This window comes from Gimesia benthica (genome assembly GCF_009720525.1).
GTDB lineage: Bacteria > Planctomycetota > Planctomycetia > Planctomycetales > Planctomycetaceae > Gimesia > Gimesia benthica.
The window spans coordinates 5,699,397-5,715,540 of record NZ_CP043930.1; the positions used below are offsets into that span (position 1 = coordinate 5,699,397).

A 16,144-nucleotide genomic window follows, 5' to 3' on the forward strand; every position below is an offset into this window, starting at 1 on the left:
ACCAGAGTGAAAGTGCATGGCGTACTGGAGACGTCGATTTACGTGGATGACCTGCAGACCGCGGTCGACTTTTATCGGCAGTTGTTTGAATTCGAAATCATGGCGGAGGACCAGCGGTTCTGCGCCATGAACGCCGGCGACCGCAGCGTGTTTCTGATCTTCAAACGTGGCGCCACCCATACCGCAGCCCATCTCGAAGGGGGTGTGATTCCACCCCACGACGGAGACGGTCCGGTCCACTTCGCTTTCGCCATCGAACGGGACGACCTCGCAAAATGGGAAGAACGCCTCGTCTCTGCAGGCGTGGAAATTATCAGCCGCATGAGCTGGCCGCGAGGTGGCGAAAGTCTCTACTTCCGCGATCCCGACGACCATGTGCTCGAACTCGCCACTCCCGGCATCTGGCCCATTTACTGAGCAGCACTGGACAAAAGACCTCGACACATGGGCTTCGTTCTGATAAGAACCGCGGCTGAAGGAACGCGTTCACTTATCGAACCGGAAATGGGGCCTGCCATGCGAATTAATAATACGAACTACACGGGCCACGCCAGCAGGGCGTAGAAGGTCATCTCTTCGGAATACGTGCCGCGGGAATCAAAGTCGAGTAGCGTCTGCCTCAGGTCGGCTTCGAAGGCACTCTGCTTTTCTCCCAGAACCGCTGGGGAGGCGAAGGACGTCGAATAGAGATTGCCGATCAGTGTCTCCAGCGTCCACTGTTGTGTGATCCGGGTCTTGAGTTCCTCGATCTGGTAGCCCGCTTCCAGCAGGATCTCCTCATGAGGCTGGGAGAGTTCGGGATAATTGCCCGAACCCGCACGCCGTTTTTCTCCCAGGCAGCGCTGCAGAACTTCCCGCACCAGTGGGAGCCAGTCCGCAGTCCCACTCCAGATGCTCGTGTACCCCATGATCACCAGCGGCTGTCCGGGACGCAGCCAGCCTCGAATCCGTCGCGCCAGCAGTCCGCGATCCATCCAGTGGAAGGCTGCGCCGATCGTTACCAGTTCCAATGTTTTCTCGTCCGCAGAGAAGGCTTCCGCGGTTTCGGAACGCCAGCTGACATTATCAATCTGCTGTTCCCGCATCTTCGTCAGTCCCGCAGATCGCATCGCAGGATCGGGTTCGACGGCCGTCACTTCGCGAAAGTCAGGCGCCAGCCGTAAGGCGATCTCACCGGTGCCGCTGCCCAGGTCCAGTAGAAGTCCGTCTCCCGACGTCGCAGCCCGGTCCCGGATTCGAGAGAGCAGCTCTTCGGGGTAGGGCACGCGATACCGCACGTAATAAGGCACCGTTCCCTGAAAAAGATCTCTGGCCACCGCCGGGCTCCCTGGTCTTGCGCACTGACAAACATTATTGATTAGGCTGACAGGGAGTCAGTGTAGTGCAGGGCAGCTGTAAACTTCAATCGAATAACGCCCCCTGGCGTTTCTGATTCCCGTAGCGTTCCAGGTAGCCATCGACGCTGAATTTGCGGGCCGTGTTCTGACTGGTCATGTAGCGGATCTTTCCAAAGATCTCCCGCTCGGGACCCCAGGCACGATCGTAACGACCCAGGCACCAGAAGATACCGGAATACGAATTCGGGTTCCGACCGTCGACCGCATACTTGTTGTTGAGTTCGATCATGATCTCCAGCGCGTCCTGCGGAGAGTCCGACCAGTGCAGGATTTTCTTGCCCCACAGCATCCGCATGTAATTATGCAGGCGGCCTTCGGTCACCAGTTGCGTCTGGGCTGCGTTCCAGAGGGGATCATGTGTTTTCGCCTGTTCGAACTCTTCCAGTGAGTAAGTATATTCGCGCGGATCGGACGCGTGCTCGTCGAGCGTGGTCTGCGCCCAGTCGGGCAGGGAAGAGTACTGGTCGTAGTCATCCCGCTGCCAGCACATGTTGTACCCCAGCTCCCGCCAGGTGATCAGTTCATCCAGAAAACTTTCCGCCGTCTCACTCATCTGCCACCACCCGGCGCGTTTGCCCGTCGCCTTCTGATCCATCACTTTTTCGACCGACCAGTCTTCCCGGCGGGCGATGGAATCAAACACATCGTGCACCGAGATGTGACCGAAGTGCAGGTAAGGGGAGAGCCCGCTGGTGACTTCTTCTTCAGGCAGGTTCCGTTCGTCCGCGTAGCGTTCGAATCGGGTATCGAAGAAACGCCGCAGCGCTTTCAGGGCTTCTTCTTCACCGCCGTCAAAGGATGCTGGACCAACACTGTGATCAACGGGCAGGTCCGCCAGCACTTCAGGTGTGGCGGTCAGCAGTTCGTCGGTCGCCATCGGCCAGCGGTCGAGAATTTTATCAGGCAGCGATTTCAGTTCGGGCAGTTTAATACGCGCCAGCGGATTTGTCTTAGGCATCTCCAGCAGGTGGGGCGGCAGTTCCTTGTGCAGGAAGCGACGAAACGCATACGCCGTGGGATAAACCTGAGAGGCGGCTCGCAGGGGCAGCAGTCCATTGGAATCGATGGCTTCCAGGCTGACGGGCAGACGCGGGGCCACGTGTTCCAGCATCCGCGGTAGAAAGAAGCAGGGAAAATCATCAGTAACGATCGCGCACGCTTTTTCGGCCAGTGCCTCCAGCAGTCCGGATCCATGACCTGCCTCGGGTTCCACATAACAGTAGTAAGTCGCCACAGTCTCTTCAAAGTTTGATCGATTATCCGCCATGCCCTGCAGGACAAAACGATGCATCCGATCGCTGGCCCAGCGGTAACCGCAGCGCAAGGCTTCAAAGACGACCAGCGGTTTATCCAGTCCTTTTGCCACTTCAACCGCCCGCTCAAGGCTGAAATTGAAACGGGTGCGGCGGTTGGCGATCATCCAGTACAGAACGTAGTCTCCATCACCCTTGAGCGGAGCCTTATTCAACTGGCGGATACGCATTTCAGGAACGCTCATGCTAACCTCTTCGTTCTTCAGATTGTCCTACTCTGCCTGGTAAACAGAAAGCTGCTTCAGGTCGCGGATAAACAGATCCTTCCCGCTGACAGCCAGGTAAGCCCAGGAGTCGTCGGCGACTTTTCGCTGATCGATCAGATCAAATTTCTTCGGACTGGCTTTGATCAACAGCAGTTCCCCCTTCTGATCCAACGCCAGAATCTTCTGACCATCGGTGACCATGCTCCAGTATTTACCGTAAGGGGCCGTTGTCCAGACCGCTTTCCCGGTTTTCAGATCGAGACAGGTAAAACGTTGATTTTTCAAATGCAGGTAAATGTACCCGTCCAGGATGATCGGCGATGACATATAACCCTGAATCGCATTCGACCAGAGTTCCTTAACCTGCCACTTTCCATCGTTGCGGGTAATGTTAAATAGAAACGAACGTCCGCCATAGCTGCTGGTAAACACGGTGTTGTTCACAACAGCCGGCGTCAGAATATTCATACCACGAAAGGCGGGGATTTTCTGTTCCCAGAACACCTGACCCGATTCCGGATCGACACCCGCCAGGGTAGTCCGGGTCTGAACCAGGATCTGCTGCACGCCATCCAGTTCCGCCAGGCAGGGAGAAGAGAATGCGCTGCCGAACATGCCGCCCCCATCTTCCAGCACGCGCCAGATGACTTCCCCTGTCAACTTGTTGACCTTACAGAAACCGCCACCCGCCTGCACATAAACTGCCTTATCAGTCACCAGGGGAGATGAAGCGAAGCCGAATGAGGGTAGCGAAGATTTGAGCTGCTCCACAAAGTCGAGCCGCCAGAGAATGCTGCCGCTGGCTGCATCCAGGCAGACCAGTACGTCCCGGATGCCGGCGACATACAGTCGCTCTCCATCGAACGCGGGTGTGGCGCGGATCCAGTCCCCGTTCGCTTTCGCGAAAAAGGGAACACTGATCGCACCAGGCCAGGACTGTTTCCAGAGTTCCTTGCCGGTCTGACGATCCAGAGCCCGGACAACTTCGGTCTCCTCGTTGACGGTCTCCGTCACGAACACCCGGTCCGCAGTCACAATCGGTCCCGAATACCCCGGACTCAGAGGGAGCTCCCACCGTATTTTCAGATTCTGTTCGCTCAGTGAATCAGGCAGAGTCGTTCCGGAAAGTGTGCCATCCCGCTGGGGGCCGCGCCACTGGGACCAGCTCTGATTGGGAAGTGTCTGATCCGCACTGGTGGCACTCGCCGTGAATCCGAACATAAAAACAAGCGACAGTGATATCAGTCTGAATTGATGCATGGGTGACACTTTCCTGCAGGGGACCGAAATGAAAACTGAGAGAGAACAGGTGCAACATTCGGAAATTTGTGGTAAACTTATATCAAGGAATGACTTAGCTTGCGAAAATAGAGCTCGGATAAAAAAACGTTGATCTCTCAGGATGCTGCCTCCGAAATCTGTCTAGTTATAGACAAAGAGCTCAGATTTAAAGTGGCAAAAAAGTTCTGCAGTTCAAATTCAGAGAAAAAGCTAAATTCCGATTGTAAAACGAGTTTGGATCATATAATAAACCCCATGACTGCCGCTCTTCCGAGCCCGGTCTGATGCTTTCAGGACCCGTTCTGAAGCATCGCTGTGGAAAGTTGTCTGTCACCTGGCTCTCAGATGCCGGGAAGACGGGTCCGCTTCCACAAATTACCCGCCAACCGAGTTTTTGAGTTTGAGTTGACTACCATGAATGATGCGCGCGCCACTGGGTATCCGCTTTCGTATTTACCCCGTGACCTGACGTCAGGTCTCGTTGTGTTTCTGGTGGCTCTGCCGCTCTGCCTGGGAATCGCCCTGGCATCTGGAGCCCCCTCTTCTCAGGACTGCTGGCCGGAATTGTCGGCGGTCTGGTCGTCGGATCCATTAGTGGATCAAGTACCAGCGTCAGTGGACCTGCTGCTGGTTTGACAGCCATCGTTGTTGCTCAGATCGCCACCCTGGGATCGTTCGAAGCATTCCTGCTGGCCGTCATGGTCGGCGGCGTGATTCAGATCATTCTGGGAGTGGTCCGTGCCGGTTCACTCTCGGCGTTTTTCCCTTCCAGTGTAATTAAAGGCCTGCTGGCTGCCATTGGTGTGATTCTGATCCTGAAACAGATTCCCCACGTTGTCGGCCATGATACCGACCCGGAAGGGGAAATGTCCTTCACTCAGCCGGACAAGCAGAACACCTTTTCCGAACTGTTGACCGTCTTCGAAGGGGACTTCCATTATGGAGCCGCAGCCGTTGGATTGACTTCGATTCTGCTGCTCGTCGTCTGGGGACGGGTCAAAATGTTGAAGAACTCGGTGATCCCCGGTCCGCTGATTGTGGTTCTGCTCGGCGTGTCCATGCATCTGCTGTTTCAGCGTCTCGGCGGCCCCTGGGCGATTGAAGCCAGTCACATGGTACAGATCCCAGTCGCTGAGTCGGCCAAAGATCTGTTGACCTTCCTGACCTTACCCGACTTCTCGCAGTTCCTGAATCCCGCCATCTATCTGGCAGGCGCGACGATTGCCATCGTGGCGTCGCTGGAAACGCTGCTCAACCTGGAAGCGGTCGACAAACTGGATCCTGAAAACCGCAACTCACCGCCGAGCCGCGAACTAGTGGCCCAGGGAGTCGGCAACATGGTATCCGGTTTGATTGGTGGTCTGCCGGTGACCTCGGTGATTGTCCGTGGTTCGGTTAACGTCAACTCGGGAGCCAAAACCAAAATCTCCTGTATTTTCCATGGGGTTCTGCTGCTGATCGCGGTCGCGTTGCTCCCCATGTATATGAATCTGATTCCGCTGGCAGCACTGGCGGCGATTCTGCTGGTGACCGGTTTTAAGCTCGCCAGTCCCACCCTCTTCAAACAGATGTGGTCTGAGGGACGCTATCAGTTTCTCCCCTTCATCATCACGCTGCTCTCCATCGTCTTCACCGACCTGCTGATCGGGATTCTGATTGGCCTGGGAGTCAGTCTGCTCTTTATTCTGAACAGCAGCCTGCGTCAGCCCATTCGCCGTATCCTCGAAACACATGCCGGCGGCGATGTCCTGCATATTGAACTGGCTAACCAGGTCAGCTTCCTGAACCGGGCGGCACTGGACCAGATCTTCAACGAAGCAGAGCCCGGCAGCAAGATGCTGATTGATGCCAGCAACACCGATTACATCGACCCGGATATTCTGAGTCTGATTCAGGAATTCAAGACCAAAATCGGTCCTGCACGCGGCATCTCGGTCAGCCTCCGCGGTTTCAAACGCAAGTATCAACTGCAAAACGAAATTCAGTTTGCCGACTATTCCACCCGTGATCTCAAAGATCAGATTACTCCCGCGCAGGCGCTCAAGATTCTGCAGGATGGCAACGAACGCTTCCATACCGGAAACCGGCTCTCTCGCGATCTCGGTCACCAGGTCAACGCGACGGCAGGAGAACAGCACCCACTGGCGGTCGTCTTGAGCTGTATCGATTCGCGCGTACCCGCGGAACTGGTTCTCGATCTGGGCATTGGCGATATTCTGAGCGTCCGCGTTGCCGGTAATGTGATCGGCAACAAATCCCTGGGCAGTATCGAATATGGCGTCTCGGTTGAGGGAGTCAAACTCGTACTGGTGCTGGGGCATACCCGCTGCGGTGCCGTCGCTTCCACCGTACAACTGATGTGCGATCACAGCGATCCCACCCAGGTCACGGGCTGTGCGCACCTCGATTCCATCGTTCACGAAGTTATACCGTGCGTTGATGAAGAAGCGTGTGAGCGTCTGGATGAAATGAGCCCTGAAGAGCGGGAGCAGTTCGTCGACGAAGTCGCCCGCCGCAACGTCTACCGCAGCGTGCATGAGATCTCCGCCCGCAGCCAGGTCATCAGGGATCTGGTTCAGACCGGGAAGGTGATGGTCGTCGGTGCTCTCTACGACGTCAAAAGCGGCAAGATGGAATTCCTGACAGAGGAACACTCCAACGTCGAAGCAGGCAGTGTCACCGATTAACTCTGCCAGGTAGCGTTTATTTAATAGTTTTCGGTGTGATCATGAGGTCGACAGCGTTAGCTATGTAAGTATCCACCGTGGCCGAGGGTCTGCTGTTACTCTTGCTTTCAGGACTTCAACTGCAGTAAAGCCAAATTAGCTGCAGGGCGTTAGCCCCGGTTGAAACGTCTTTGGTATTTACCATCCGAATTAAGAAACGCGACCTGGCACAGACTGCTGCTGGCCATGACTTAAAATCGCAGTGCGATTTCAATCTGTCCCGCTTCGGAGATCGTTCCCCCGCGATGGACCTGCACCTTCCCATTGGCCGGCTTGACCGTAAACGGCTCCCCCTGTTTACGGCGGACCGTCAATTCTGAAGTGGTACAGGTAAAGTCACCAGCCTTAATCTCCAACTGCGGACCGGCACTGGTCTGAACCGCCCGCAGACGGACCAGTTCATTCCCGCCTTTCGGTTTCTGGTTTCCTTCCGAAGCGGGGAGTGCGCACATCAGGAGCAGGCAACTTACCAGGGCTAAGATCGATTTGGCTTTGAACATCATTGGTTCCTTTGTATGACTTAGAAACGGAGTAACACTTTGATGATGGGGCCTTGATTGACTTTATCACCACGCCGCATCTCAACCTGGCCCCCCACCGGTTTCACGGTCCACGGCTCTTCTTTTTTGCGTTGCGCTTTCAGTTCCTTTGTTGTACAGACCAGATCACCCGCCTGTATTTTCAGCTGGGGACCATCGGGAGTCTGCACCACACTGATCGTAGCCACCTCTTTGGGAAGCTGGGGAGCCTGAAACTTTGCTGAAGTTGAAAAAGTATTGATCAGTGACAGGCAAAGGACCAGGAAAAAAATTGCGAGAGGCTTATACATGCTCAGGCTCCTTATGTTTTGTTAGCTGGTTGACTGGTAATGCCGTCAAACGTCTTATCTGCGGTTTTGATTATGCGCGCGGCGTTTCTCAAGCATTGCATCGATTTGTTCAATAATATCTGAGTCAGTATCACGCTGATTATAGCCGACGTTGATCAGAGACGGATGACTCTCGATCATTGCCAGGATCTCTCTCCCATTAATCGCCGTCCCGCGGACTGACAGGGTCTCCAGTTCGGCAGGCCAGGATCTGGCCTCCATGAACGCTTTGGCAGAGACGTCACAACGCCGCAACGAAAGATCTTTCAGTGGGGCACGCCCTTCCAGCAGAGTCTGCACACCCTGATCGGTCACCAGGGTGTCGTCGAGTTTTAATGATCTCAACTCAGGAAGTTCCGCAAGTGCCCGACAGACCTCGTCACCCACTTCCGTCTCACTCAAATAGAGTGTGCCGAGAGACTGCATCTGACCGAGATAAGCCGCAGCCTGATCATCAATGAAGGTCCTGTTTAATTCCAGCATGTGTAGTCGAGGAAAGCCCGTTAGATATTGCAGGTCAGAAGATTCAATCCTGGTTCCCTGCAAATCGAGACGCACCATCTCTCGATGATGGGCAATGCGTTGCATGGTTGCAGTTCCTGCCTGGGAATCAGACAGATAGAGCCAGCTTAATTGATCGTTCTGCTCTAACCAGCGGAGTGATTCGTCGGTCGCTTGAGGCGCATAGAGTTCCAGCCAGGTCAGGTGCTTCAGCTGGGAGAGCTGCGAGACTCCCCGCGTCGACAGGTCCGGGCCATAAATTTGCAGATGTTTCAACTGATGCATCTTTCCGAGGATCAGGGCATCCTGGTCGGAGACTTTGGTTAAGCCACACTGGAGTGTTTCTATATAGGGGGCAAGCCTGTCAAGTTCTTCCGTGATTTCCAGGGATTCCCGGGGAGTATACCATTCGATGCAGGTCACTCTGAGTGATTCCCTGTTGAGAATCTTTTTAAGTTTCCCGAGCGAGTCGTCGATGGGATTGGAGTAATGAATTGCCTTGACTTTATAGCCTTTTGCTCTCAGTTGTGTTTTGGCGGCCGTCAGCGGATCATCAGTGAAGTACCGGAAAAAGACCGCTCCTCCCAGCAGGACCAAGAGCAATAAAAACCATTTGAGCTGACTGTGATGTTTCACTTCCCCGCCTGCCCCTTACGAAACGACCGGACCATCTTCCGGATACTGCAGCACTTTTTCCTGTCCGTTAAAAGAGATCAAAATCTGTCTCTGCTCAAACAGGACGCTCAGCTGACAGCTTCCCGCTATTCCGTGCCGGGAACGGAGGGCGGCGGACCGCCTCTCTTTCAAAAGTTCCACCACATACTCTTCCAGGACCAGCCTAAAAGCGAACCATTCCTGCTCCGAGAATTCCTGTTTTACAATCTTCGGTACACTCAGGAGTTCCCGTTGCACTTCCCCCGCGAGTTGTCTCTCGGAATCGGTTTCAATTTCGAAGCGATGCAGTGGAAACTTCATCAGCGTCAGGCTCTGTCTCTCAAGGAACTGTGAGTAAGCACAGATATGGTCTCCCCACAACAGATTTGATAATCCGTCTCCGATCAGTATAGCAGATATCGCTCTGAGAAGGGAAAGTATCCTCACTCGAGACAATCTCTGCGACGAAAACAAGCCGCTTTATTTGGTTGTGTCAAACGGACAGAGCAGGCGGCGTAAATTCGCCTCGGTCAGTGCTTCAGGAGCGAACCAGGTGACACTGCCGTCATCATATAAAACGTGCGCGCCATCCGGTTCAAACTGCTGATTCTTACTGAGTGTCAGCACCACGTCCAGGGTGACGTCATTGGGCTGGCTCCATGCACCGTACAGATTGGGGATTTCCAGCAGCAGAATGTGACGTTCATCCTGATTCGCCTCCAGTGGCAGACGACGGCATTCACCAGAGGGGCTCCAGTAAGTCTGCGCGCCGATCACGGCTGCTAATTTTGATTTCTGAACAACCTCTCTGTCATCAGTGGAGACCAGCATGGTATAGAGATTGGCGTTATCCAATGCCGCCTGTCGGTTGGCAGGGCTGAACCAGGGTTCGTTGAAAGTATACACATAAGCCGGTGGCTGCGTCCTGCCTTGCGATTCCAGCCAGGGCAGTAGCATCGCCCGCCAGCTGTGGATCGGTCGACCTCTCTCATCCGAAATGACCACAGGGGGCAGGCAACCATACTCCGACTGGTATTCATGGCAAGCCAGGCCTACCAGTCTCAGTTGATTGCGAAAACGTTCTCTATTGCTGCTGTTATCGACGACCTGATCTTCCGGCAGTAAAAGAATAACGAGGACCAGAATGATTACTGCAACAATGAAAATCTCACCGACGCTGTTCATCAATCGCTTCTGCTTCGTCATGGTCGCCTGCCGGTTTGAGGTGACAGTCAGATTAGCGCGCAGGAACCTGACCGCTGGAATTGTCCCTCCTGTAGTTTAAACAGAACTGCAAGGATCATTGTAACGTTTTTTTCTGGGAAGCCCGCAGTATTTAAGTCATTTCTTTTCACAGACAAAAAAACGGGCCTCCGTTCGCGCAGGAACAAAGGCCCGTAGATCCACTGATACTGATATCAGCTCTGTTTATCTGCGACCACCGCGGGAACGCCCCGAAGAACCTCGGCTACTGCCCCGGGAAGAACTGCCTCTCGAAAAAGAGGAGCTACTGCGGCTCGAGTAGTTCGAACCGTATCCCGAACTCCGTGAATAGCTGGACGTCGGTCGCTGTTGTGAGTAAGTCCGCGTATTGCGCTGTGCGGCTGCCGCCTGGGAAGAACGGTTCAGCTGCTGACTGAGCTGCCCCCAGTTCTTCTGCATGCTCTTCAGGCCCGAGGCAATCTGCTGACTTGAGGATTGACTGTACCGCGAATTCGCAGCACTCGCCTGACGGCTGGCCCGGTAAGAGCCCTGTTGACTGCTCGTCGCCTTTCGACTGCTGGCTGAGGACGACCCCTGTCCCACCTGGCTATCTCCCAGGGTACCGGTCTTGGAACCGTTCTGCGTGGTCACGGTCGAACTGACCTGACCATCGCCCGCAGTGGTGTTGACCGCAGCCGACCCTTTACTCGAGTCAACAGTGGTAGAACCATTGTAGGTGCCCGTACCATTTCCGGTGGCAGTGCCGGAGCTGTTGTGTTGCACGTTGGCGTAGCCGTTATTTCCCTGAATCGCAGTCGAGGAAGAACGGACGCCGCTCACAGAGCCATCGGCATTCTGATTCACACTGCCACTCGTGTTGCGACTGCCATACGCGTCGACGCCGGTATTCGTAGTGATCGCCCCGCTGGACTGTGTGTTGTACTGCGCACCGGTCTGGGTCTGTGTGACTGATCCGCTGACCTGGCCTGCACCACTGGCAGAAAGTCCGTTTGAAGTATTGACGGTCCCTCCTCCCGCAGCGCCAAAGTAAGTCGTATCACCCACGGTCGTCTTGCCTGCGAAACCTGCTCCGGTTACGGTGGCGGAATTTCCCTGGGGACCAGTAATCGTAGTGGTCGCCGCACCTGCACCAGCGGTTGTCGGGCCATTCTGATAAACGACGCTGCCCCCCTGCGTGTTTCCGGTGACGGTGTTCCCGTTCGGTCCCGTGTAAGTGGTGGAACTGCTGCCGCTCGAAGCGGTCGCGTGACCGTAAGGACCCGTGGTTGTGGTCTGCGTGGCCGAACCGGAAGCGTAAGGCCCTTCATACACGGTGGTCGTAGTGGTTTGCTGTGGATGGGCATAAGCCACGTAGAGTTCTGACATGGTCGCGGGTACAAAGTATCGACCGGCGACATACCCGGCTGCGGCCACATACGCGGCCTGACCGGTCAACGGTGCACCGTTGGCATCGACGAACTGCTGCGGTTCTGCTTCGAGCGCTGCATCGACTTCGGCCCGCAGTTTGTCTATCGCCCGCCAGACATCGTCGGGCTGTGTCTGATACACGCGTCCCAGTAAAGTCGTGGTCGCGAGATTGTCATTCAGTTGTGCGAGGATCTCGGGATACTGTTTGAGCTGCGCGACACTCGGGTCTGTACTCTGATTGAATTGTTGCACCCGTTGCGCAAATCGACCGCCGAACCGGCCGGTTGTTTTTTCGGAAGCCTGACGGATTGCCAGGGGATGTTGGGCTGCCTGCAGGATGGTCTCGACCAGCTCATCCGGATAGAAGGCGATGCCGGTCACCAGGCTTTCGATCGCACGCGGTGACAGCGTTCTATTATTTTGTGCTGCCAGGGGACCGGGCTGTTGTGCGCTGGCCAGATCGGCTTGCAGCAGAACACAGAGGCCGGCGGTGATGGTGATGAATCCTTTCAGGTAACTCGTTGAAGTTGAAGTCATTGATCTCCCCATCTTTTTTACTGATACTGTGAATGATTGTTTCTGATTCACACTCTGTCTGCAGGACTGCTGATGACCTTCACGTGCGCCTGGTCAGTATTCATATAGCTTAGTTTCCGGAGTCGGTTCGTTTCTGATTTCAGAAAAAAACGAAAATCCGGTAACTCTTGATTTCTGACCAGCCAGACAGGCTTCAAACGATGCTGCAAAACAACATGATGCCAAAAAGAAACAGTCATGATTCAAGAAGAATCATGAGGTGAACCCCGCGTCAGGAATACTTCCGCGCGCCTGAGCTGGTTTCAGAATCGAAAGAAAAAAGTCAGGATATTTTGAATCCCCCTCGGCTTTGTTCAAAAAAATGACGAAACAGAACCCGCAGTCCGGTGTTCGATTAGCAGCATCCCAGAAGCCGAATTTCACGCTTGTCTCTCAGACAGGCGTGCCAGGACTGCGGACATTCATTTTTCGACAAAAGTAAATTCCGTTCTGAATTCAGTCGAGGCCTCCCTCACTCCCTGATATAGTAGGAGCAGTCATCTGCACCTCATCCCCAGGGAGCTGTCTGCATGCGTCAGTATCAACATGAGAGACCAGTTTCACACGGCCCTGCCTGCTCCGGTCTGATGAACCGTCGCGAGTTGCTGCAGAACGCCGGCGGTGGAATGGGTATGCTGGCTCTGAACGCATTGCTGCAACAGGAACGGCCGGCGCACGCTGCAGCGAACTCAGCGCTCTCTTCCAGCAAACCAGACTTTCCTCCGCGCGCCAAACGAATCATCTGGCTCTTCATGCACGGCGGTCCCAGTCATGTCGATCTGTGGGATCCCAAACCGGATCTGATCAAATACGCGGGCAAACCACTGCCTGAAAGTTTCGGCAAAGTCATGACGCGCCGCAAGGTGGCACAGAATCCTCTGCTGGCACCGATCAAACCCTTTCGCAAACGCGGTGAGTCGGGACTGGAAGTCAGTGACTTTCTACCACACACCGGCGCACTCGTGGACGACCTGTGCGTGATTCGCTCACTGCATGGTGACAGCGTGAATCATCCGCAGTCGGTCTACCAGATGAATACGGGCAGTATCCTGATGGGGCATCCGAGTGTGGGCAGCTGGGTGGCCTATGGTCTCGGTTCCGAGAATGCAGACATGCCCGCCTTTGTGGTCCTGCCGGATCCGGGGGGCGGCGTGAAGGGAGGACCACCGGCCTGGGGCAGCGGTTACCTGCCGGCCACGTTCCAGGGAACGACCATGCGATCGGGGCAGACGCCGATTCTGAATCTCAAACCTCCCGCCGGGATCTCTGCCCGCCAGCAAAGAGCGACCCTGGATCTGGTTCAATCCATGAATCGACGCCACCTGGAAGCCCGCGATCGGGACGACGAACTCTCAGCCCGGATCGCCGCCTATGAGCTGGCTTTCCGCATGCAGACCGCGGCTCCGGAAATTGTCGACCTGACACAGGAGACACCCGCGACGCACAAAATGTACGGACTCGACGATCCAGATACGCGCGATTTCGGCGAACGCTGTCTGCTGGCGCGTCGTATGGTGGAGCGTGGCGTGCGTTTCATTCAGCTTTACTCCGGCGATACCGTGGGCTGGGATGCACACAGCGATGTAACGAAGAATCATACCGCCTATTGCCGCAAGACCGATCAGCCGATCGCAGCGCTGCTCAAGGATCTGAAGCAGCGGGGGCTTCTGGAGGACACGCTGGTGGTCTGGTGCGGCGAATTTGGTCGCATGCCGATGAGTGAGCAAGGCAAAGGCCGCGATCACAATCCGTGGGGCTATTGTGGCTGGCTGGCCGGTGCAGGTATCACGGGGGGCCGCGCTTACGGGGCCACCGATCCCATCGGCTTACGCGCCGCGGAACAGACCGTGCACGTGAATCAGTTTCACGCGACCCTCCTGCATCTGCTGGGGTTGGATCATGAAACGCTGACCTATTTTCATAACGGCCTGGATGAGCGTCTGACTGGCCCCGCGGAAGTCGAGATTGTGAAAGGACTGCTCACATGAAAGGATTCCGTAAGTATGCCAGCTGCTGGTGTTGTCTGCTCTGTCTGTCACTGCCTGTCAGCGTATCAGCCGAAGAATCGAAGGCACTGACAGAGTCTCCCCTGACCGAGTCAGACCGCGATCACTGGGCATTTCAACCAATTCAAAAACCGGCGCTGCCGGAAGTCAAACGCAGCAACTGGCCGCGGACGCCCATCGATCGATTCATCCTCGCGAAGCTGCAAGCCGAGGGATTGCAACCGGCTCCGGATGCAGAACGGGTAACGCTGATCCGTCGCGTTTACTTTGATGTCATCGGCTTACCTCCCACGCCGGCGGAAGTCGATCAGTTTTTAGCAGACCAGACTGATGATGCGTATGAGCGACTCGTGGATCGCCTGCTGGCTTCGCCCCGCTATGGCGAGCGCTGGGCCCAGCACTGGCTCGATCTGGCCCGGTTTGCAGAAACGGACGGCTACGAACACGACAAGATTCGCCCCGATGCCTGGAAGTACCGGGACTGGGTGATCAAGGCGCTGAATGCCGATATGCCCTACGATCAGTTTGTCCGCTGGCAACTGGCCGGGGATGTGATTGCCCCTGACAATTCCGATGCCCGGACAGCGACGGCGTTCTGTCTCTCCGGACCCGATATGCCTGACATCAATTCACAGGAAGAACGACGCCACACGCTGCTCAATGAAATGACTTCCACGGTTGGTTCCGTGTTCATGGCCCTGCAGCTGGGATGTGCCCAGTGTCACGATCATAAATATGATCCGATCAGCACGTTCGACTTTTATCGTCTGAGGGCCTTCTTTGAACCGGCGGTGCAACCGGTGAAGAATCGTTCGGTAACGACTCTCGCTGCAACAGATAAAAAAAAGAAGCCCAGTCATGTGATGCTCCGCGGCGACTGGCGTCGTCCCGGCCCTGAAGTTGAACCTGCCTTCTTACGGATTGCGAATTCCCATGAGCAGCAGCTCGAATCGCAGAAAGCACCTCAGCAACGGCTCGCTCTGGCGCACTGGTTAACGCAGAAATCGCATCCCCTCACGTCGCGGGTAATTGTAAATCGGGTCTGGCAGCATCACTTCGGGCGGGGCCTGTGTGCCTCCCCCAGTGACTTTGGTCTGATGGGAGAATCTCCCTCGCACCCGGAACTGCTGGACTGGCTGGCTGCCGAATTCATGGAGACCGGCTGGAAGCTGAAGTCGCTGCATCGTCTGATTTTGACCTCGCGAGTGTATCAGCAGGCCAGCAGCTTACAGACCCACAATATGGAACAACGCACTGCCTGGAAACAAAGCCTGGAACACGATCCCGCTGCCGCACTGCTTTCGCGGTATCCCCGTCAGCGTCTGGATGCGGAAGTGATCCGCGATGCGCTGTTATCGATCAGCGGAAAACTCTCCGAGCGAACCGGTGGTCGAGGCGTCATGCCGCCCCTGCCTCAGGAACTGAGGGCTACCCTGCTCAAGGATCAGTGGAAAACCAGTCCCCGCCAAGAGGATCACTACCGCCGCAGTATCTATGTCTTTGCGCGACGCAACCTTCGTTATCCTCTGTTCGAAGCCTTTGATCGGCCCGATGCGAATAACAGCTGTCCCCGGCGGGGTAACTCAACCACGGCTCCACAGGCGCTGTTGATGATGAACTCGGAAAGTTCGCTCAAGTCAGCACGAGAGCTGGCGGGACTGATTCAGGACGAGGCCGGTTTCAGCCCCCGACAGCAGGTCACCCTCCTGATCCGACGTGCGCTGGGACGTCAGCCAGGGAAAGCAGAACTGGTCGAACTCGTTCAGTTTCTGAAATCTCAGGGCGAAGAACTACAGCGGGAGCAACGCACTGCCGATCAGCTGCTGCTCCCTCTTGGTAAGCAGGCCACAAAGGATCCTTACGCGGGCGCAGCGCTGACGGACCTCTGCCTGGCGGTTTTGAATTCGAATGAATTTATTTATGTCGATTGATCTTTAGAAAAAATTTTGTTCTGCTATTTTGTTAATAATATTAAATAACGAGAC

The 16,144-nt window shown here is 55.4% G+C and carries 12 protein-coding genes and 1 pseudogene; 4 read left to right on the forward strand and 9 right to left on the reverse strand.

Going from position 1 to position 16,144, the window contains the following annotated elements:
* The first annotated feature begins 6 nt into the window (after positions 1-6).
* A complete protein-coding gene (locus F1728_RS22225) occupies positions 7-417 on the forward strand; it encodes a VOC family protein (RefSeq protein ID WP_145042762.1) in 411 nt (136 codons plus the stop codon).
* A 119-nt stretch (positions 418-536) separates the two neighbouring features.
* Here the strand turns inward: F1728_RS22225 and F1728_RS22230 are convergent, their stop codons facing one another.
* The 3 genes from F1728_RS22230 to F1728_RS22240 form a co-directional block, all read right to left on the reverse strand.
* Positions 537-1,316: a class I SAM-dependent methyltransferase gene (locus F1728_RS22230; RefSeq protein ID WP_194242469.1), complete on the reverse strand. Its 780-nt coding sequence runs from the start codon at positions 1,314-1,316 to the stop codon at positions 537-539.
* 85 nt (positions 1,317-1,401) lie between these two features.
* On the reverse strand, positions 1,402-2,895 hold the full coding sequence (locus tag F1728_RS22235) for a cryptochrome/DNA photolyase family protein (protein WP_155365906.1): 1,494 nt from the start codon (positions 2,893-2,895) through the stop codon (positions 1,402-1,404).
* Between the two features lie 27 nt (positions 2,896-2,922).
* Positions 2,923-4,176: a PQQ-binding-like beta-propeller repeat protein gene (locus F1728_RS22240; protein ID WP_228030291.1), complete on the reverse strand. Its 1,254-nt coding sequence runs from the start codon at positions 4,174-4,176 to the stop codon at positions 2,923-2,925.
* A 435-nt stretch (positions 4,177-4,611) separates the two neighbouring features.
* On the opposite strand from F1728_RS22240, the pseudogene F1728_RS22250 reads away from it, so the two are divergent.
* Positions 4,612-6,884, forward strand: a pseudogene (locus F1728_RS22250) (SulP family inorganic anion transporter).
* A gap of 230 nt (positions 6,885-7,114) precedes the next feature.
* On the opposite strand, the gene F1728_RS22255 reads toward F1728_RS22250, so the two are convergent.
* The 6 genes from F1728_RS22255 to F1728_RS22280 all read right to left on the reverse strand — a co-directional run bounded on the left by F1728_RS22255 (position 7,115) and on the right by F1728_RS22280 (position 12,114).
* On the reverse strand, positions 7,115-7,426 hold the full coding sequence (locus tag F1728_RS22255; protein WP_155365909.1) for a hypothetical protein: 312 nt from the start codon (positions 7,424-7,426) through the stop codon (positions 7,115-7,117).
* 17 nt (positions 7,427-7,443) lie between these two features.
* Complete coding sequence (locus F1728_RS22260) at positions 7,444-7,752, reverse strand: hypothetical protein (protein WP_155365910.1); 309 nt, start codon at positions 7,750-7,752, stop codon at positions 7,444-7,446.
* 54 nt (positions 7,753-7,806) lie between these two features.
* Complete coding sequence (locus F1728_RS22265; protein WP_155365911.1) at positions 7,807-8,928, reverse strand: leucine-rich repeat domain-containing protein; 1,122 nt, start codon at positions 8,926-8,928, stop codon at positions 7,807-7,809.
* Between the two features lie 15 nt (positions 8,929-8,943).
* Positions 8,944-9,267, reverse strand: coding sequence for a hypothetical protein (locus F1728_RS22270; RefSeq protein WP_155365912.1), 324 nt, complete (start codon positions 9,265-9,267; stop codon positions 8,944-8,946).
* 159 nt (positions 9,268-9,426) lie between these two features.
* Positions 9,427-10,152, reverse strand: coding sequence for a DUF1559 family PulG-like putative transporter (locus F1728_RS22275; protein WP_155365913.1), 726 nt, complete (start codon positions 10,150-10,152; stop codon positions 9,427-9,429).
* Positions 10,153-10,374: 222 nt separating this feature from the next.
* Complete coding sequence (locus tag F1728_RS22280) at positions 10,375-12,114, reverse strand: DUF3300 domain-containing protein (protein ID WP_194242470.1); 1,740 nt, start codon at positions 12,112-12,114, stop codon at positions 10,375-10,377.
* Between the two features lie 626 nt (positions 12,115-12,740).
* Here F1728_RS22280 and F1728_RS22285 point away from each other — a divergent pair.
* Positions 12,741-14,141, forward strand: coding sequence for a DUF1501 domain-containing protein (locus tag F1728_RS22285; RefSeq protein ID WP_155367462.1), 1,401 nt, complete (start codon positions 12,741-12,743; stop codon positions 14,139-14,141).
* The gene (locus F1728_RS22290; RefSeq protein ID WP_155365915.1) at positions 14,138-16,090 is read left to right on the forward strand and encodes a DUF1549 and DUF1553 domain-containing protein; all 1,953 of its coding nucleotides are present in this window, start codon (positions 14,138-14,140) and stop codon (positions 16,088-16,090) included. Before F1728_RS22285 ends, F1728_RS22290 begins: the two co-directional genes overlap by 4 nt.
* Positions 16,091-16,144 lie beyond the last annotated feature (54 nt).

Coding starts and splice junctions, on each gene's coding strand:
- F1728_RS22235 (WP_155365906.1), bottom strand. CDS start 2,895: ATGAGCGTTCCTGAAATGCGTATCCGCCAGTTGAATAAGGCTCCGCTC.
- F1728_RS22240 (WP_228030291.1), bottom strand. CDS start 4,176: ATGCATCAATTCAGACTGATATCACTGTCGCTTGTTTTTATGTTCGGA.
- F1728_RS22255 (WP_155365909.1), bottom strand. CDS start 7,426: ATGATGTTCAAAGCCAAATCGATCTTAGCCCTGGTAAGTTGCCTGCTC.
- F1728_RS22260 (WP_155365910.1), bottom strand. CDS start 7,752: ATGTATAAGCCTCTCGCAATTTTTTTCCTGGTCCTTTGCCTGTCACTG.
- F1728_RS22270 (WP_155365912.1), bottom strand. CDS start 9,267: ATGAAGTTTCCACTGCATCGCTTCGAAATTGAAACCGATTCCGAGAGA.
- F1728_RS22275 (WP_155365913.1), bottom strand. CDS start 10,152: ATGACGAAGCAGAAGCGATTGATGAACAGCGTCGGTGAGATTTTCATT.
- F1728_RS22280 (WP_194242470.1), bottom strand. CDS start 12,114: ATGACTTCAACTTCAACGAGTTACCTGAAAGGATTCATCACCATCACC.
- F1728_RS22285 (WP_155367462.1), top strand. CDS start 12,741: ATGAACCGTCGCGAGTTGCTGCAGAACGCCGGCGGTGGAATGGGTATG.
- F1728_RS22290 (WP_155365915.1), top strand. CDS start 14,138: ATGAAAGGATTCCGTAAGTATGCCAGCTGCTGGTGTTGTCTGCTCTGT.